At 60.4% G+C, this 15516-nt stretch carries 17 protein-coding genes and 1 pseudogene; 6 read left to right on the top strand and 12 right to left on the bottom strand.

Features of this window, described 5'->3' with window-relative positions:
• Positions 1–28 precede the first annotated feature (28 nt).
• From yddG to ACJ8QI_RS06230, 3 genes are all read right to left on the bottom strand, one after another.
• Positions 29–922, bottom strand: a complete 894-nt coding sequence (gene yddG / locus ACJ8QI_RS06240) for an aromatic amino acid DMT transporter YddG (protein WP_102984800.1) — start codon at positions 920–922, stop codon at positions 29–31.
• Between the two features lie 91 nt (positions 923–1013).
• Positions 1014–2384 carry an APC family permease gene (locus ACJ8QI_RS06235; RefSeq protein ID WP_025302554.1) on the bottom strand — a complete coding sequence of 457 codons (1371 nt, stop codon included), beginning with the start codon at positions 2382–2384 and terminating at the stop codon, positions 1014–1016.
• A gap of 308 nt (positions 2385–2692) precedes the next feature.
• Positions 2693–4111 carry a glutamine synthetase family protein gene (locus tag ACJ8QI_RS06230; protein ID WP_049296669.1) on the bottom strand — a complete coding sequence of 473 codons (1419 nt, stop codon included), beginning with the start codon at positions 4109–4111 and terminating at the stop codon, positions 2693–2695.
• Positions 4112–4330: 219 nt separating this feature from the next.
• Here ACJ8QI_RS06230 and puuD point away from each other — a divergent pair, with 219 nt between their 5' ends.
• Genes puuD through ACJ8QI_RS06210 form a run of 4 tightly spaced genes read left to right on the top strand, consistent with a single transcriptional unit; the run spans position 4331 to position 8450 of the window.
• Positions 4331–5092, top strand: coding sequence for a gamma-glutamyl-gamma-aminobutyrate hydrolase (gene puuD, locus ACJ8QI_RS06225; protein WP_038877729.1), 762 nt, complete (start codon positions 4331–4333; stop codon positions 5090–5092).
• The gene (puuR, locus tag ACJ8QI_RS06220) at positions 5089–5646 is read left to right on the top strand and encodes an HTH-type transcriptional regulator PuuR (RefSeq protein ID WP_049288046.1); all 558 of its coding nucleotides are present in this window, start codon (positions 5089–5091) and stop codon (positions 5644–5646) included. The genes puuD and puuR overlap by 4 nt, the downstream gene beginning before the upstream one ends.
• A 15-nt stretch (positions 5647–5661) precedes the next feature.
• On the top strand, positions 5662–7158 hold the full coding sequence (gene puuC, locus ACJ8QI_RS06215; RefSeq protein WP_060424244.1) for an aldehyde dehydrogenase PuuC: 1497 nt from the start codon (positions 5662–5664) through the stop codon (positions 7156–7158).
• An 11-nt stretch (positions 7159–7169) separates the two neighbouring features.
• Positions 7170–8450 carry an NAD(P)/FAD-dependent oxidoreductase gene (locus tag ACJ8QI_RS06210; RefSeq protein WP_180548464.1) on the top strand — a complete coding sequence of 427 codons (1281 nt, stop codon included), beginning with the start codon at positions 7170–7172 and terminating at the stop codon, positions 8448–8450.
• A gap of 43 nt (positions 8451–8493) precedes the next feature.
• On the opposite strand, the gene ACJ8QI_RS06205 is transcribed toward ACJ8QI_RS06210, so the two are convergent.
• Together ACJ8QI_RS06205 and ACJ8QI_RS06200 are read right to left on the bottom strand one after the other, a co-directional pair.
• Positions 8494–9249, bottom strand: coding sequence for an SDR family NAD(P)-dependent oxidoreductase (locus ACJ8QI_RS06205; RefSeq protein WP_025302549.1), 756 nt, complete (start codon positions 9247–9249; stop codon positions 8494–8496).
• Positions 9250–9564: 315 nt separating this feature from the next.
• Positions 9565–9993, bottom strand: coding sequence for a universal stress protein (locus tag ACJ8QI_RS06200; RefSeq protein ID WP_038877738.1), 429 nt, complete (start codon positions 9991–9993; stop codon positions 9565–9567).
• A gap of 253 nt (positions 9994–10246) precedes the next feature.
• Between ACJ8QI_RS06200 and ACJ8QI_RS06195 the strand changes: the two genes are divergently transcribed.
• Entirely contained in the window at positions 10247–10924 is a 678-nt protein-coding gene (locus tag ACJ8QI_RS06195; RefSeq protein WP_442532227.1) for a hydrolase, read from the top strand.
• Between the two features lie 213 nt (positions 10925–11137).
• Here ACJ8QI_RS06195 and ACJ8QI_RS06190 read toward each other — a convergent pair.
• From ACJ8QI_RS06190 to ACJ8QI_RS06170, 5 genes and pseudogenes are all read right to left on the bottom strand, one after another.
• A pseudogene (locus ACJ8QI_RS06190) lies at positions 11138–11215 on the bottom strand.
• A 114-nt stretch (positions 11216–11329) separates the two neighbouring features.
• A complete protein-coding gene (gene cspE / locus ACJ8QI_RS06185; RefSeq protein WP_025302547.1) occupies positions 11330–11542 on the bottom strand; it encodes a transcription antiterminator/RNA stability regulator CspE in 213 nt (70 codons plus the stop codon).
• Between the two features lie 293 nt (positions 11543–11835).
• The gene (locus ACJ8QI_RS06180; protein WP_070914890.1) at positions 11836–12480 is read right to left on the bottom strand and encodes a Qnr family pentapeptide repeat protein; all 645 of its coding nucleotides are present in this window, start codon (positions 12478–12480) and stop codon (positions 11836–11838) included.
• Between the two features lie 44 nt (positions 12481–12524).
• Positions 12525–13619: an SMP-30/gluconolactonase/LRE family protein gene (locus ACJ8QI_RS06175; protein WP_442532226.1), complete on the bottom strand. Its 1095-nt coding sequence runs from the start codon at positions 13617–13619 to the stop codon at positions 12525–12527.
• A 153-nt stretch (positions 13620–13772) separates the two neighbouring features.
• Entirely contained in the window at positions 13773–13982 is a 210-nt protein-coding gene (locus ACJ8QI_RS06170) for a hypothetical protein (protein ID WP_004941260.1), read from the bottom strand.
• 140 nt (positions 13983–14122) lie between these two features.
• Here ACJ8QI_RS06170 and ACJ8QI_RS06165 point away from each other — a divergent pair, with 140 nt between their 5' ends.
• Positions 14123–14473, top strand: coding sequence for a GFA family protein (locus tag ACJ8QI_RS06165; RefSeq protein WP_049202725.1), 351 nt, complete (start codon positions 14123–14125; stop codon positions 14471–14473).
• Between the two features lie 12 nt (positions 14474–14485).
• Here the strand turns inward: ACJ8QI_RS06165 and ACJ8QI_RS06160 are convergent, their stop codons facing one another.
• Both ACJ8QI_RS06160 and ACJ8QI_RS06155 read right to left on the bottom strand, forming a co-directional pair.
• Complete coding sequence (locus ACJ8QI_RS06160; RefSeq protein WP_442532225.1) at positions 14486–14902, bottom strand: DUF2000 family protein; 417 nt, start codon at positions 14900–14902, stop codon at positions 14486–14488.
• Between the two features lie 98 nt (positions 14903–15000).
• A complete protein-coding gene (locus tag ACJ8QI_RS06155; RefSeq protein ID WP_060660813.1) occupies positions 15001–15459 on the bottom strand; it encodes a hypothetical protein in 459 nt (152 codons plus the stop codon).
• Positions 15460–15516 lie beyond the last annotated feature (57 nt).

The raw sequence follows: 15516 nt of genomic DNA, 5'->3' as shown, positions 1-15516 counted from the left end.
ACATTGCGCCGACGGCGGATAATTTCCGTTAATTTCCACGGGTTGCCCGCCAACAGATCAGCGAGCCAAGCGTCACCATCGCCACGCCCTGCCAGAAATTGGCGGTCAGCGAGGTGTGCAACACCAGCGCGGCGAACACCGCCGACAGCACCGGGGTAAAATAAGAGACGGTGGCCAGCAGCGTCATGTTGCCGTGCAGAATGCCGACGTTCCAGGCGGCATACCCCGCCCCCATCGCCACCCCGGCGCACAGCAGCGTCAGGGTCACGCCGAGGCTGAAATGCATGCCGCTTTCCGCGCTGAAGGCATACTTCAGCCACAGCGCCAGCGCGGTCAGCACGATGAACAGCACCACGCCGTTGCTGCCCTGGGCGATCTTCTTGGTCAGGTTGCAGTACAGCGCCCAGATCACCGCACCGCTGAACGCCAGCCCGTAGCTGAGCGGATTGCTGCGCACGTTGGCCAGCATTTGCGCCGGTGACCAGCCGCCCTCGCCGCTCATGATCCAGCCGATGCCGAACAGCGACAACAGCAGCCCCGGCAGCAGCCACCATTTGGCCTTTTGCCCGTTGAGCGCCAACGCCATCAGCACGGTGAAACAGGGCCACAGGTAGTTGATCATGCCCACTTCTATCGCCTGCAGGCGGGTATTGGCGTAGCCGAGCGACAGCGACAGGCAGATCTCGTAGCTGACGAACAGCAGGCTGCCGACGATGAGATAAGGCCGCGGAAAGCTGCGCCATTTCGGCACGCCGAGCGCCACCAGCAAAAACACCGCGCTGACGCTGTAGATCATCGCCGCGCCGCCGATCGGCCCCAGCCCTTCGCTGACGCTGCGAATCAGGCCGACGACGCTGCTCCACAGCACAATGGCCAATAAACCGAACAGCGTGGCGCGGGTACGCGAGGGCAAAGCGGGCATAAGGCGGATCCAATGGGTTATTTTTTATCAGGTTTTTCACTCTACTGCCGCACGCGCCAAAAAGAAAGGCGGGAAATTCCCGCCTGTGATTTTATTGCTGCGGCTGCCGCTCGAGCTGCGGCGGCGGCTGGCGAAAACGCCGGGTCAACCAGGCCAAATAGCCGAAGCCCAGCGTCGCCCAGATAAGCCCCATGGTCAGCGAGCTCTTCTCCAGGTTCAGCCACAGCACCCCCACCGTCAGCGCCCCCACCAGCGGCAGGAACAGGAAGTTGAAGCGATCCTTCCAGCTTTTGTTGCGCCCTTCGCGAATGAAGAAGTGGCTGATGACCGACAGGTTGACGAAGGTAAAGGCCACCAGCGCGCCAAAGTTGATCAACGCCGTGGCGGTCACCAGATCGAACGACAGCGCAGACAGCGCCACCAGCCCGACCATCAGCACGTTGAGCGCCGGCGTGCGCCATTTAGGGTGGATGTAACCGAAGAATTTCTCCGGGAACACGTTATCGCGCCCCATCACGTACAGCAGGCGCGACACGCTGGCGTGCGACGCCAGGCCGGAGGCCAGCGTGTTGATGAAAGTCACGCACAGGAAGATCGACTGGAACAGCTTGCCGCCGACGTACAGCGCGATCTCCGGCAGCGCGGCATCGGGCTGGTGGAAGCGTTGAATGGACGGGAAAAACAGCTGAATAAAGAACGACACGCTGATAAAGATCACCCCACCGTACAGCGCGGTCAGGAAGATGGCGCGCGGGATCACCTTGGCGGCGTCGGGCGTCTCTTCACACAGCGTGGTGACCGCATCGAAGCCGAGGAACGAGAAGCACAGGATAGTGGCGCCGGTAATGATCGGCAGCAGATGCGCATTCTCGCTGAGGAACGGCCGCAGGCTCCACACCGTGCCCATCCCCTCGCCGTTATGCAGGCCACGCACCACCAGGTAGATGAACACCAGAATGATCGCCACCTGCGCCAGTACGAACAGGGTATTGAAGTTGGCCACCAGATTGACGCTTTTCAGGTTGATGGCGGTAATCAGGATAACGAAGCCCACCACCCACACCCAGGGCGGCACTTCCGGGAACAGCGCGGTCAGGTAAATCTTCGCCAGCAGCGTGTTGATCATCGGCAGGAACAGATAATCGAGCAGCGATGACCACCCCACCAGAAAACCGACGTGCGGGTTGATCGCCTTCTGCGCATAGGTGTAGGCGGAGCCGGCGGTAGGAAACTGGCGCACCAGTTTGCCATAGCTGATGGCGGTGAACAGCACGCCGGCCAGCGCCAGCAGATAGGAGGTCGGCACATGGCCGTCGGTGAGGCCGGAGACGATGCCGAAGGTATCGAACACCGTCATCGGCGTCAGATAGGCCAGGCCCATCATCACCACCTGCCACAGCTTGAGGGATTTGCGCAGCTGCGGTTTGCCCGCCGGGCCGCCGTCGATGGCTTTAATCGTCATGGCATTTCCCCTCTTGGTCCTCTGCTGTCAACCGTGCAACGTCATTCAGAGAGGCCGCGGGGAAACTGCTGCTCAGGCGGCGGGAAAAACGGGTTGGGATCACTGTCGGGCGGCCGGCGACCGGCCCGTAGGCACTGCGGCACAGGCAAACGTCTGCGCAGGGAGATGACTGAGTCATGGTTATTTCCTCGTCGGCGTCCTGTACGCCGTGATAGAAGAAATTCTGTACCGCAGCGCGCAGCCTCACCGGCCACAGGAGAGCCGATGAAATGCGCCAGACGCGCGCGGTCGTCGCAGGGTGAGCGGGATCAGGCGTTTTTCAGCATCCACTCGATTTCGGTTTCGGTGATCAGGCGCTCGAACTGCACCAGCTCATCGGTTTTGCAGGCCAGGTAGACATGGCTGAAACGTTCGCCCAGCAGTGCATTGAGCACCGGCTGATGTTCGAACTCGTACAGCGCGTCGCTCTGGCGAATCGGGAACGGCAGCCCGTCCTGCTCCAGCCCGTTGCCGGTCACCGGCTCAGGCAGCGGCAGCGCGCTTTCCAGGCCGTAGACGATGCCGGCCAGAATGGTCGCCATCACCAGATAAGGGTTGGCGTCGGCGCCCGCCACGCGGTACTCCACACGGTGGTTATCGCGATCGCCGCAGGGAATGCGCAGCGCCACGGTGCGGTTGTTATGCCCCCAGGAGGCCTGGGTCGGCACGTACATGCCGGGCTGGAAGCGGCGGTAGGCGTTGACGTTCGGCGCCAGCAGCGCCATCGAAGACGGCATCAGGGCGATCATACCCGCCAGCGCCTGTTTCAACAGCGCCGAGTCTTCGCCGTCGTCGTCGGCGAACACGTTGTTGCCCTGCGCGTTCAGCATGCTGATGTGCACGTGCATGCCGCTGCCGGCGTGCTCCTCATACGGCTTGGCCATAAAGGTGGCCTGCATGTTGTGGTTCTCGGCCACCATGCGCACCAGCCGCTTCAGCGCCAGCGCGTGATCGCAGGCCTGCAGCACGTCGTCGGTATGGTGCAGGTTGACTTCGAACTGTCCCGGCGACGCCTCCGCCACCGCGCCGTCCGCCGGAATGCCCTGCAAACGCGCCAGTTCGTCGATCTCGCTCAGCACGTCGGCGAAATGGTTCAGGTTATCGACGGAATACACCTGGCTTTGGGTGTTGCGCTCTTGCGTGCCCGGCGCGCACGGCGGCTGCAGATAGCCCTCTGCGTCGCGTTGACGATCGATGAGATAGAACTCCAACTCTACCGCTACCACGGGGGAAAGCCCGCGCTGACGCAAACGCTGCCACACTCGGTTCAGCACATTGCGCGGTTCAACGTCAAAGGGAGTGCCATCTTCATCCAGCATGGTGAGCAGCACCTGCGCAATATATTGCGGATCCGCCGCCGACGGCGTCAGCGTGCCCGGCACCGGCACGCACACGTGATCCGGCTCGCCCAGCTCCTGCCCCAGCCCGGCCTCTTCGACGACGTTGCCGAGAATATCCATCGCAAATACCGACGCCGGGAAGTAACAGCCCTTCTCCAGCTTGCTTAGGCCGCCGACCGGGATGCGTTTGCCGCGGAAGCTGCCGTTCAGATCGGTCAACAGTACGTCGACATGTTGGGTTAACGGATAACGTTCCAGGTACTTCTTCACTTCGCGCTGGAACGCGCTACTTCGTCTCTCTTCACTGTGCTGAACAAAGTTTTCCACTTCTACGATGTTGGTCTGCATGGTTCACCCGCCGTTTGTGTTTTGCTGTCGTCGATGTTTATTGACCGCACTGTTCAATATAATGCCCACAAATGAAACGTAGATGAAACAAATTTGTTTTGCAAGTGTTACTTTTGGTTTGAATATTGCCCAATCGACTGCTAGATTTATAGAATATTGAACGAAATCGGCGGTGGAGAAGCTTATCGTTCATAATTTCGAACGTACCAAGGGGATAGCATGGACAATATATTTAACAGACCAGTCATCGGCGTCGTCATGTGCAGGTATAGGTTAAACGGGCACCTCACACAGACCTTGCAAGAAAAGTACCTGAATGCCGTTATCACCGCCGGCGGCTTGCCGATCGCCCTGCCGCACGCGCTGGCAGAGCCGGAAATGCTGGCGGAACTGCTGCCGCGCCTCGACGGCATTTTGCTGCCGGGCAGCCCCAGTAATGTGCAGCCGCACCTTTATGGTGAAAACGGCGATGAGCCTGACGCCGATCCTGGCCGAGACGCGTTGAGCCTGGCGCTGATCCGCCAGGCGTTCGACAGGCGCATTCCCCTTTTCGCCATTTGCCGCGGCATGCAGGAGATGGTGGTCGCCACCCAAGGTACCCTGCATCGCCGCCTGTACGAACTGCCCGAGCTGCAGGAACACCGTGAAGATCACGACCTGCCGCTGGAACAGCAATACGCCCCCGCCCACGAAGTCATCGTTCAGGAAGGGGGGCTGCTTTCGCAACTGATACCGGATTGCAACAGATTCTGGGTGAACTCGCTGCACGGCCAGGGCGCCAAAACCCTGGGCGCGAGCGTTCGCATCGAGGCGCACGCCGCCGACGGGCTGGTGGAGGCGATCAGCGTGCGCGATCAGCCTTTCGCGCTCGGCGTGCAGTGGCACCCGGAGTGGAACAGCGACGAGTACGCCCTGTCGCGCCTGTTGTTTGATGGTTTCATCACCGCCTGTCGGAACTATCAAAAGGAAAAACGCCCATGAGCGACGTCAGCTTGGCACCGGGAAAACGTCTGTCGCAGATCCGTCAACAATTAGGGTTGTCGCAGCGCCGGGTCGCCGAACTGTCTGGGTTAACCCACAGCGCCATCAGCACTATCGAGCAGGACAAGGTCAGCCCGGCCATCAGCACGCTGCAAAAGCTGCTGACGGTATACGGTCTGTCGCTGTCGGCGTTTTTCGCCGAGCCGGAAAAACCGACGGAGCCGCAGATCGTGATCGGCAGTGACGATCTGATCGAAATCGGCAGCCAGGGCGTTTCGATGAAGCTTATCCACAACGGCGACCCGAACCGCACGCTGGCGATGATGATCGAGACCTACGAACCGGGCACCACCACCGGCGAGCGCATCAAGCATCAGGGGGAAGAGATCGGCACGCTGCTGGAGGGTGAAGTGGTGCTGCAGGTCAACGGCCAGAGCTATCACCTGTTGGCTGGGCAGAGCTACGCCATCAATACCGGCATCCCCCACAGTTTCAGCAACACGTCGGCGCGCATTTGCCGGATTATCAGCGCCCATACGCCGACGACATTCTGATCAACGGAGCCAGGCATGAACTTTCACCATTTGCAGTATTGGCAACAACGGGCGCAGGCCCTGAAGATTGAGCACCAGCTGTTTATCGACGGCCGCTACCAGCCGGCCGCCGCGGGGAAAAGTTTCGCCGTGGAAGATCCCGCCGGGCGCCGTGAGCTGGCGCAGGTCGCGCGGGGCGAAGCCGCCGACATCGATCGGGCGGTCAGCGCGGCGCGCGCCGCCTTTGAGCGTGGCGACTGGGCGCAAGCCGCCCCGGCGCAGCGCAAGGCCACGCTGCTGCGCTTCGCCGAGCTGATGGAGCAGCATCACGAAGAGCTGGCGCTGCTGGAAACGCTGGACACCGGCAAACCGATTCGCCACAGCCTGCGCGACGACGTGCCGGGCGCCATTCGCTGCATCCGCTGGTACGCCGAAGCGATCGATAAGGTGTACGGCGAAATCGCCCCCACCGGCCGCGATGCGCTGGCGCTGATCGAGCGCGAGCCGATCGGCGTGGTCGGCGCCATCGTGCCCTGGAACTTTCCGCTGCTGCTGGCCTGCTGGAAACTCGGTCCGGCGCTGGCCGCCGGCAACAGCGTGGTGCTCAAACCCTCCGAAAAATCGCCGCTGAGCGCCATCCTGCTCGGCAAACTGGCGCAGCAGGCCGGGCTGCCGGACGGCGTGCTGAACGTGGTGCCCGGCTATGGCCACGACGCCGGCAAGGCGCTGGCGCTGCACCGCGACGTCGACGCCCTCACCTTCACCGGCTCCACGCTGGTGGCGAAGCAGCTGATGATTTACGCCGGCGAATCGAACATGAAACGCGTCTGGCTGGAGGCCGGCGGCAAGAGCGCCAATATCGTCTTCGCCGATTGCCCGGATCTGGATCAGGCCGCCCGCAGCGCCGCCGCCGGCATCTTCTATAATCAGGGGCAGGTGTGCATCGCCGGCACTCGCCTGCTGGTCGAAGCGAGCATTGAGCAAGAATTCCTGCAGGCGCTGCGCAAACACGCGGCGGCCTTCGTTCCCGGCGATCCGCTCGATCCCGCCACGGTGATGGGCACGCTGATCGACAGCGGCCACTGCGAAAAAGTGGCCGGCTATATCGATCGGGGGCTGAGCCAGGGCGCCGCACTGTTCCTTGACGGGCGCGACCATCCGCAGGGCGACCACGCAGGCTACCTGGGGCCGACCATCCTCACCCAGGTGAACAACGCCATGAGCGTGGCGCGCGATGAAATCTTCGGCCCGGTGCTGGCGGTGACCACCTTCGACGACGAGCAACAGGCGCTGCAGCTGGCCAACGACAGCGACTACGGCCTCGGCGCCGCGGTCTGGACCCGCGATCTGGCCCGTGCGCACCGCATGGCGCGCCAGCTGAAGGCCGGCACGGTGTTCGTCAACAACTACAACGACGGCGACATGACCGTGCCGTTCGGCGGCTACAAGCAGAGCGGCAACGGTCGCGACAAATCGCTGCACGCGCTGGACAAGTTCACCGAATTGAAAACCACCTGGATCTCGCTGGAATAAGGGCTTATCTCATGACTGAACACGTAAAAAGCTACTATGCGGCCACGGCCAACGCACATCAGCCCTATCCGCAACTGAATGAATCTATCGAATGCGACGTCTGCGTGATCGGCGGCGGCTATACCGGCCTCTCCTCCGCGCTGTTTCTGGTGGAAGCCGGCTATAACGTGGTGGTGCTGGAAGCGGCGCGCATCGGTTTCGGCGCCAGCGGCCGCAACGGCGGCCAGTTGGTCAACTCTTACAGCCGCGACATTGATGTGATTGAAGAGCGCTACGGCGCGGAAAGCGCCCGCCTGCTCGGCAGCATGATGTTTGAAGGCGCGGAGATCATCCGCAGCCGCATCAGCCGCTACGCCATCGACTGCGACTACCGCCCCGGCGGCATCTTCGCCGCGCTGAACAACAAGCAGTTCCATGCGCTGATCGAGCAGAAACGCAACTGGGAACGCTATGGCAATACCCAGCTCGAGCTGCTCGATGCGGATCGGGTACGCCAGGAAGTTGCCAGCGATCGCTACGTCGGCGCGCTGCTCGATCACAGCGGCGGCCACATCCATCCGCTCAACCTGGCGCTGGGCGAGGCCGAGGCGATTCGCCTGCAGGGCGGGCGCATCTTCGAACAATCGGCGGTGACGAACATCCGCCACGGCGAACCGGCGCTCATCAGCACCGCCAACGGCCAGGTGAAGGCGCGTTTCGTCATCGTCGCCGGCAACGCCTATCTGGGCGACAAGCTGGAGCCGCGGCTGGCCAAGCGCAGCATGCCGTGCGGCACTCAGGTGGTGACCACCGAGCCGCTGGCGCCGGAGATCGCGCAGGCGCTGATCCCAAAGAACTACTGTGTGGAAGACTGTAACTACCTGCTGGATTACTACCGCATCACCGCCGATCATCGCCTGCTGTACGGCGGCGGCGTGGTGTACGGCGCGCGCGATCCGGACGACATCGACAACCTGATCAGGCCAAAATTGCTGAAGACCTTCCCGCAGCTGAAAGGGGTGCGTATCGACTATCGCTGGACCGGCAACTTCCTGCTGACGCTGTCGCGCATGCCGCAGTTCGGCCGGCTGGAGAATAACGTGTACTACATGCAGGGCTACAGCGGCCACGGCGTGACCTGCACCCATCTGGCGGGCAAGCTGATCGCCGAGTTGATGCGCGGCGACGCCGAACGCTTCGACGCCTTCGCCAAGCTGCCGCACCTGCCGTTCTTCGGCGGGCGCAATCTGCAGATCCCGTTCACCGCCATCGGCGCGGCCTACTACACGCTGCGCGACCGCATCGGCGTCTAAAACAGCAGGCCCGGTCGTCCTGACCGGGCCTGTGCGTTAACGCTTAAACGATCTTCGGCTGGCCGTCCGAGGCGGTCGCCCCGCCATCGACCGGGATGTTGGCGCCATTGATAAAGCTGGCGTCGTCGCTGGCCAGGAACGCCATCACCGCCGCCACTTCTTCCGGCTCCGCCGCGCGCCCCAGCGCGATGCGCTCATTGAACTTGTCGCGGATCTCCTGTGGCCAACCGTTGGTCATGTTGGTTTTCACCAGGCTAGGGCAGACCGAGTTGATACGCACGCCGTCACCGCCGTGGTCCAGCGCCATGGCGCGCGTCAGGTTGACCACCGCGCCTTTCGCCGCGCAGTAGTAGGCCGCGCCCCAGTCGCCGCCCAGGCCGGACACCGACGCGGTATTGACGATGCAGCCCTTGGTTTTCAGCAGGTGCGGCAAGGCGAATTTGGAGCAGAACACCACGCCGTCGATATCGACCCCGGCGATACGGCGCCAGTCGTCGACGCTGGTTTCCAGCACGCTGCCCGCCACGTGTACGCCGGCGTTGTTCAGCAGGACGTCGATGCGGCCCAGTTTTTCCGCCACCTCGTTCATCATTTTCTCAACCGCGACGTGATCGGACACGTCGATATGTACCGCCATCGCCCGGCCCTTCGGCAGCGAAGCGGCAACCTTATCTACCGCCTCTTTGGCCCAGTCGGCCAGCACCACGATGGCACCCTCGGCGGAGAAACGCCGCGCCGCCGCTTCCCCCATGCCGTTGCCCGCACCGGTGATAACCACGACTTTATTGTCAAAACGCATGAGACCTCCTCCATGTGAACGTATTTATATAAGTCATACAAATCTCATTACCCCGAGGATAAGACGCCCCTCCCCTGAGAGCCAGTCAAAACGTGCGGTTTATTAACCAAAAGGAGGTATGTCAGTGATTTCAATGCGCTGGATTAACCTTTATCGGATTTTGGCCAACATATTGATGGATAAAATAAAATTACGGTGAGTCACTATTTTCCTGGCAGATTGTCAGCGGGCGAGACTATTGCAGGTGTGCGGTTATGGACGCACAGAGATAAACGATGTGAATCAAAAACGGCAGCCGCCCGCAGGCGGCCGCGACTATTTTTTCTCGATGGGAACAACCAGCAGATCGACGTTCAGTTCGTTGATCGCCTGGCGCGCCGAAGAGACCAGCCGGCTCCAGACGTCGTGATGGTGGCCGAAGATCACCAGGTCGAACCCTTTTTCTTTCGCCACCCGGTTCAGCTCTTCCGTCAACGCGCCGCGGCTGACGATCACCTCTTCGACCGGGTAGGACGACTGCCCTTTGATCGCATTGAGCATATTCTTCACCCGCTCCGAAAAGGTGCGATCGGTGTAGTTGTAATCGCCCACGCCCAGATCGACGTAATAACCGGCGCGGTGGATGTCGATATAGATCAGGGAAAGTTTGGCCTTGAGCGCGGCGGCCAGTCTGGCGCCTTTGCCCAGCAGGAACTCGGCGTCTTCGCTGAGATCCGTGGCGACAACGATATGCCGGTAAGCCATGATGGCGGCCCTCCTCGTCAACTACGTAAACAGGATGGCGCTCCTTGCCGCATGTTTCTCATGCATCTTAAGTTTAGCCCAGCGCGGGTTCACTCGCCTGCCGCACCGTCGTTCCATCTGTGGAACGATGCATCCCGCCTGCACGGTCTACCGGATTTTTCTCCCCTCCCTACACTGTAGGCAAGCGCTGAGTTTCAGCCTTATCAATCAAAGAAGATACCCACTGACCTCACGACGAGAAAAGGAAAACACCATGAGCACTCCAGCCAACTTCAACGGCCAGCGTCCTGTTATTGATGCCAATGACGCGGTCATGCTCCTGATCGACCACCAGAGCGGCCTGTTCCAAACCGTCGCCGATATGCCGATGACTGAACTGCGCGCCCGCGCCGCTGGCCTGGCCATCATCGCCACCCTCAGCAAACTGCCGGTGATCACCACCGCCTCGGTGCCGCAGGGCCCGAACGGCCCGCTGATCCCGGAAATTCACCAAAATGCGCCGCACGCGCAATACGTCGCCCGCAAAGGGGAAATCAACGCCTGGGACAACCCGGACTTCGTGGCGGCGGTCAAAGCCACCGGCCGCAAGACCCTGATCATTGCCGGCACCGTCACCAGCGTCTGCATGGCCTTCCCGTCCATCAGCGCGGTGGCCGAAGGCTATAAAGTATTCGCGGTGATCGACGCCTCCGGCACCTACTCGAAAATGGCGCAGGAAATCACCCTGGCGCGCGTGGTGCAGGCCGGCGTAGTGCCGATCGACACCGCCGGCGTGGCCTCCGAGCTGCAGGGCAGCTGGAACCGCGCCGACGCTCAGCAGTGGGCCGAGGTCTACACCAAAATCTTCCCGGCCTATCAGTTGCTGATCGAGAGCTACCTCAAGGCGCAGGACGTGGTGAAAAACAACGAACGGCTGGACTCGCAGCGTTAAGATCGCGGGCACAAAAAACCCCGGCCAGGGCCGGGGCTATTAATCATGTGCCGGTGACTTTCCCGGCTGTCATGTTATGGCGTAAGCGTCCATCCAACACTCCAACATTACGCAGCCTAAGCGCGACTTTTTCACAACAGGAAAACAGACTGGAAAGCGGCATTATTATTTATGCGAAAATCTGTTTTTCTGTTGCCAATAATAATTAATTATTGGAACGTCATCGAGGAATCGAACCCCAGTCCGCCAACGAATATTTCGCTGCCGCTCTTCCTGCTGAGCTAATGACGTATCGATAAAGACTCCGGGCGAACCCGGAGTTTATTCAGGCTGAGGGTGTTATTTCTTAACTGCTCCGGCTTAAACCTTCATCGCTGTCGTAAGAAACCGCACCTTGGCCGAAAATTATAACGCGACCACGTTGCCGGCAGAAGGACCCTTCATACCCTTTTCGATAGTGAACTCAACCTGTTGGCCTTCGTCCAGCGTTTTGAAATCGTTGCTCTGGATAGCGGAGAAGTGTACGAACACGTCTTTGCCGCCGTCTGCCGGGGTGATAAAGCCGAAACCTTTACCTGCATCAAACCATTTTACCAAACCCGTCATTTTAGTAGACATAGAGATATTTCCTTTCTATTTTTGCGACGCCATAGGGCGATAGAGGTCTGTTTTTATTGGAAACTTATGGGGCACTAGAGAAGAAAATTCGCGGAAGAAGAGGTATCTGAGGGATATCGCTAATACTGAGAACTGCTTTACTAAAACTGCTTTCATAAGGTCTGTACTACAAACCGATGACGCTATTTACACACGGCTGAGTTATTTAAGCAAGCAATATTTAAATTTATATTCATAAACCGCGTAAACATATTCCCCCCAGGCACCGTGGAAAACGGGCCTGGGGCAATTTATTAGCCGATAACCGCAATCCCTAACCGCTCCAGCAGCTGCGCGGCCTGATGGCTGTCCATTTTGACGCCCTGCAGATCGGTGGTGCGCAAATCCAATTCGCCCAGTTCCGCGTTGCTCAAATCGCACTGGGTGACGTCGGCAGCGCGCCAGTCGAATCCGGAGAACTCGCCGCCGGACAGATCGGAGCCGCTGAAGCTGGCGCCGAGCACCTGTGCGCCGTGCCAGCGGTTTTCCCACAGCTCGCATTTCTCCAGCACCACCTTGGCGAAGTTGGCGTAGCTCAGATTGCTTTTGGTGATATAGGCGCTGCAAAACCAGGTGCGGCTGGTGATCATGTTCATAAAGCTGGCGCCGCGAAAATCAGCGCCCTGCGCGCGGCACTCGCGGATCTCCAGCCCCAGGGCGCTGGCGTGGCGGAAGTCGGCCATCGACAAATCGCAGCTTCTGAAGCTGGCGTCTTTCAGTATCGCGCGGCTGAAATTGCCGCCCTGTCGGCTGTCGCGATCGTAAAACTGGCAGCCGATAAACTCGGTGCCGGTCAGATCGGCGCCCGAAAAATCGCACAGCATAAAGCTGCCGTTTTCAATCTTCTCGCCGGTAAAGCGGTTACGGTCGATCTTTTCACCCTTCAACATCAGACTCATCGCAGCGCACCTGTTTATTTATACAGTCAGTGCGGCATTTAATCCTATTCCGGCCGGGTTGGCAACCGTCGCCGATCGGCGGGCCTCCGCTCTAACGCCACCCTGACGATGCTGAACGTCCTGGTTCTCTCCGCCTGAGCGACGTCGGCAAACAAACGGGGATAACGCGAGTTGACGACCCACACCTCGCCATCGCGCAGCGCGGCGCCGGTCGGCCCATCCAATTCCGGCGGCGTGGCGACCGCCGTGATATGCGCGCTGGCCCAGCCGTCGTTCGAGGAGAGCAGCGTTACGTCGCCGGACATGCTCCCCTTTGCCCCCGGAAAAGACTGTACGATCACCAATTCATGGGCGTTTTTGAGCCGCAGCCCGTCCGGCCCTTTCAGCCGCTGCGGTAGCCTGATTTCACTTATCGCAGGCGCGCTATCCAGCGTCACCTTCCACAACAGCCCGCGGGTGTAGTCCGCCGCAATCAGATAGCCATCCGGGTGATACACGATACCGTTGAGATAAGGCTGCGTGCCCTGCGCAGCGGCGGGAACCTCGGCCGGCATCAAACGCGCTGAGCGCACCAGAATCGATACCTGGCGCGTTGCCCGGTCGACCTTGTAAATCTGCGGCTGGAAGCTGTCGGTCACGTAGATATTGCCCTGCGCGTCGAGCGCCAGATCGTTGGCCAGCGTCGGCCCACGGCTTAACGATGAGAGATCGTACGTCTGCTGCAGCGCGCCGGTATCGAGATTGAACTCCAGCACCTGCGCCACGCGATTGCGCGTACCGGGAGCAGAGCTGAGGGAAACCCCCACGTCTTCGTTGCACACCAGCACCCGATTACGCTCGGCGTCCACCAGCATGCCGGAGGTAGTGATAAACCCCTTACCGATGGAAAACCGCCGATAGCGGCCATCCGGGTAGACCAGGCCAAGCTGCCCACCGCGCAGGGAGGAGACCAGAAACGCACCGGCGCGCGGGTTCCAGGCGATACCCTCTGGATAAGCGCCGGCGGCATCCGGCGAGAATTCGATACGCTGCGCGGCCTGTGCCTGCATGACGCCGCTGAGAAGCAGCGCGCCGACGGCCAACGGGATGACGCGCCGGTGGCGCTGTAATAAGAAAGAAAAGAGGTTGAAGCGGAACATGAGCATGACCCTGATAAGGATTCGGATCGCTAGAGTAGGATCGCGTCGCTCACGGCACCAGCCGGGAAAAAGGCAATACGCCACTAAAAAAATCGCAGTAATCAGCGCAAAAAAAAACCGCCCGGTGCGGGCGGTTGAGGTGACGGCGAACCGTTACTTCAGGGCTTCCTGAATGGCGTCGGCCATCGGGCCGATGTGCTTTTCCGCCGCCTTCAGCTGGAAGTCTACGCCGTTGCCGTCGTTGGTATCCGACAGCGTGGCCTTGATCAATTCCAGCGCCGCCTGCACCGCCACCAACCGTTTGTGCTGTTCGTCCGTGACCGGTTCGGCGCCCATATTGGCCGGATAATAGTGTTCTAACATCGCGATCTCCTTTTGATGACGTTAAGCTCTAACCTACCAGAAAACCGCGCATTTACTAAGGAAACCGGGCCCTGCGCGGCCGAGTGGCGATAAATTGCACTATACTGGGCAAACACCCCTCCTGCTACAGGATCATCGCCATGTCATTCCAGGGAAGCTGCCACTGCGGCGCCGTCACCTTCTCCGTGGACGCCGAACTGCCCACCGAAGCCCTCAGCTGCAACTGTTCCATCTGCCGCCGCAAAGGGCTGCTGCTGTCTTTCTTCCCTATCAGCGCCTTCACGCTCAACAGCGGCCAGGACCAGCTCAGCACCTACACCTTCAATCACCACAAGATCCGCCATCAGTTCTGCCGAGTCTGCGGTGCCCAACCCTTCGCCTACGGCACTGCGCCGGACGGCGCCGCGATGTGCGCCGTCAACCTGCGCTGCGTGCCTGACGTTGCGCTCGATGCATTGCAGATCCACAGTTACGACGGCGCCAGCGTCTGAGATCCCGCGTTTTCAGCGGTAGACGGAGAATTTCTTGGTCAGCGGCTTAAGCTGTTCGGCGTCGCCGTAGAGCGCCACCGCCACGAAATCCAGCTGTTCGTAAGGGGTGTTGGCGGTGTCGGCGATCTGCTGTTCGGCGGAGTGTGACAGCATGGTGGTGGTGAAGAAGTTGGACAACACGCCCTCTTCCTTGCACTTCAGAATCAGGTTGCTGAGCTGGCTGCTGTTCTTGGCCTGCAGGATCACGATCGGATAGTGGCTCATATTGGCGCTGACGCCGTCGAGGCTGCTCGGATAGTGGTGAAACTCGCGCTGCTCGATCAGATCGGTGATGCCTGCCGTCAGATGGCAGGAGGCGTTAAACAGCGTGGCCGGTTCGTGATTGCGGTTGAGGATGATATAAAACTTTTTCTCGTTGTCGATGTACATGCTCTTCTCCTTGAATAGGCAGCCAGTTTTACCCAACCTGCACGCGGTTTCAAGGCGCGATAAGGGGCCGCGTCCGGCCCCGTGATAACGCAGCCGACTCAGACGGCGCCTTCACCCGGGCCGAGCGGCTGCGCCACCTGATGCAGCACGGTGATGTTCTGCAAAAGGGTACCGCCGTCGATCGGCTTCATCTGGCCGTCGCGATCTTTATAGTGCGTCGGCTTGGCGCCGTGGAAGAACAGCCCGGCGTTGACCTGCACGCCCAGATAACCTGCGCTGGCCGGCAGGCGCTGCACGTCGGTCCAGGGATTGGAAACCGGCACGTACTGGAAGCCCTCGCCCGTCTTGGCGTACAGCGGGCGCAGCAGCGTGACAAAGGCCATCATCGGCGACAGCGCGTCTTTAAAGATCTGCACCGGCCGATCGACCGTCATCAAGAAACCCTGCGGCTGCTCCTCGACCGTGTCGAGGCTCAGACTGCTGCTGATATCATCACCCCGGCCGCCATAGCTCCATTCAATGGCCGGCGCCCCACTCTCGTTCATCATCTCTGACATACACTGCTCCTTATAAAATGAATACAACACGCCTGCTGCGTGTCGGAACAGTAAACC

The sequence above is a fragment of the Serratia sp. CY84636 genome, assembly GCF_052166245.1.
In the GTDB taxonomy this organism is placed as follows: Bacteria; Pseudomonadota; Gammaproteobacteria; order Enterobacterales; family Enterobacteriaceae; genus Serratia; species Serratia nevei.
This window is presented reverse-complemented; position numbering and strand designations above follow the sequence as displayed.

What these genes read in the sequence shown, in the direction of transcription:
- ACJ8QI_RS06160 (WP_442532225.1), bottom strand. Translation starts at nt 14,902, where the DNA reads ATGTACATCGACAACGAGAAAAAGTTTTATATCATCCTCAACCGCAAT.
- ACJ8QI_RS06205 (WP_025302549.1), bottom strand. Translation starts at nt 9,249, where the DNA reads ATGCGTTTTGACAATAAAGTCGTGGTTATCACCGGTGCGGGCAACGGC.
- cspE (WP_025302547.1), bottom strand. Translation starts at nt 11,542, where the DNA reads ATGTCTACTAAAATGACGGGTTTGGTAAAATGGTTTGATGCAGGTAAA.
- yddG (WP_102984800.1), bottom strand. Translation starts at nt 922, where the DNA reads ATGCCCGCTTTGCCCTCGCGTACCCGCGCCACGCTGTTCGGTTTATTG.
- ACJ8QI_RS06210 (WP_180548464.1), top strand. Translation starts at nt 7,170, where the DNA reads ATGACTGAACACGTAAAAAGCTACTATGCGGCCACGGCCAACGCACAT.
- ACJ8QI_RS06180 (WP_070914890.1), bottom strand. Translation starts at nt 12,480, where the DNA reads ATGAGTCTGATGTTGAAGGGTGAAAAGATCGACCGTAACCGCTTTACC.
- ACJ8QI_RS06175 (WP_442532226.1), bottom strand. Translation starts at nt 13,619, where the DNA reads ATGTTCCGCTTCAACCTCTTTTCTTTCTTATTACAGCGCCACCGGCGC.
- ACJ8QI_RS06155 (WP_060660813.1), bottom strand. Translation starts at nt 15,459, where the DNA reads ATGTCAGAGATGATGAACGAGAGTGGGGCGCCGGCCATTGAATGGAGC.
- ACJ8QI_RS06165 (WP_049202725.1), top strand. Translation starts at nt 14,123, where the DNA reads ATGTCATTCCAGGGAAGCTGCCACTGCGGCGCCGTCACCTTCTCCGTG.
- ACJ8QI_RS06200 (WP_038877738.1), bottom strand. Translation starts at nt 9,993, where the DNA reads ATGGCTTACCGGCATATCGTTGTCGCCACGGATCTCAGCGAAGACGCC.
- ACJ8QI_RS06230 (WP_049296669.1), bottom strand. Translation starts at nt 4,111, where the DNA reads ATGCAGACCAACATCGTAGAAGTGGAAAACTTTGTTCAGCACAGTGAA.
- ACJ8QI_RS06170 (WP_004941260.1), bottom strand. Translation starts at nt 13,982, where the DNA reads ATGTTAGAACACTATTATCCGGCCAATATGGGCGCCGAACCGGTCACG.
- puuR (WP_049288046.1), top strand. Translation starts at nt 5,089, where the DNA reads ATGAGCGACGTCAGCTTGGCACCGGGAAAACGTCTGTCGCAGATCCGT.
- ACJ8QI_RS06195 (WP_442532227.1), top strand. Translation starts at nt 10,247, where the DNA reads ATGAGCACTCCAGCCAACTTCAACGGCCAGCGTCCTGTTATTGATGCC.
- puuD (WP_038877729.1), top strand. Translation starts at nt 4,331, where the DNA reads ATGGACAATATATTTAACAGACCAGTCATCGGCGTCGTCATGTGCAGG.
- puuC (WP_060424244.1), top strand. Translation starts at nt 5,662, where the DNA reads ATGAACTTTCACCATTTGCAGTATTGGCAACAACGGGCGCAGGCCCTG.
- ACJ8QI_RS06235 (WP_025302554.1), bottom strand. Translation starts at nt 2,384, where the DNA reads ATGACGATTAAAGCCATCGACGGCGGCCCGGCGGGCAAACCGCAGCTG.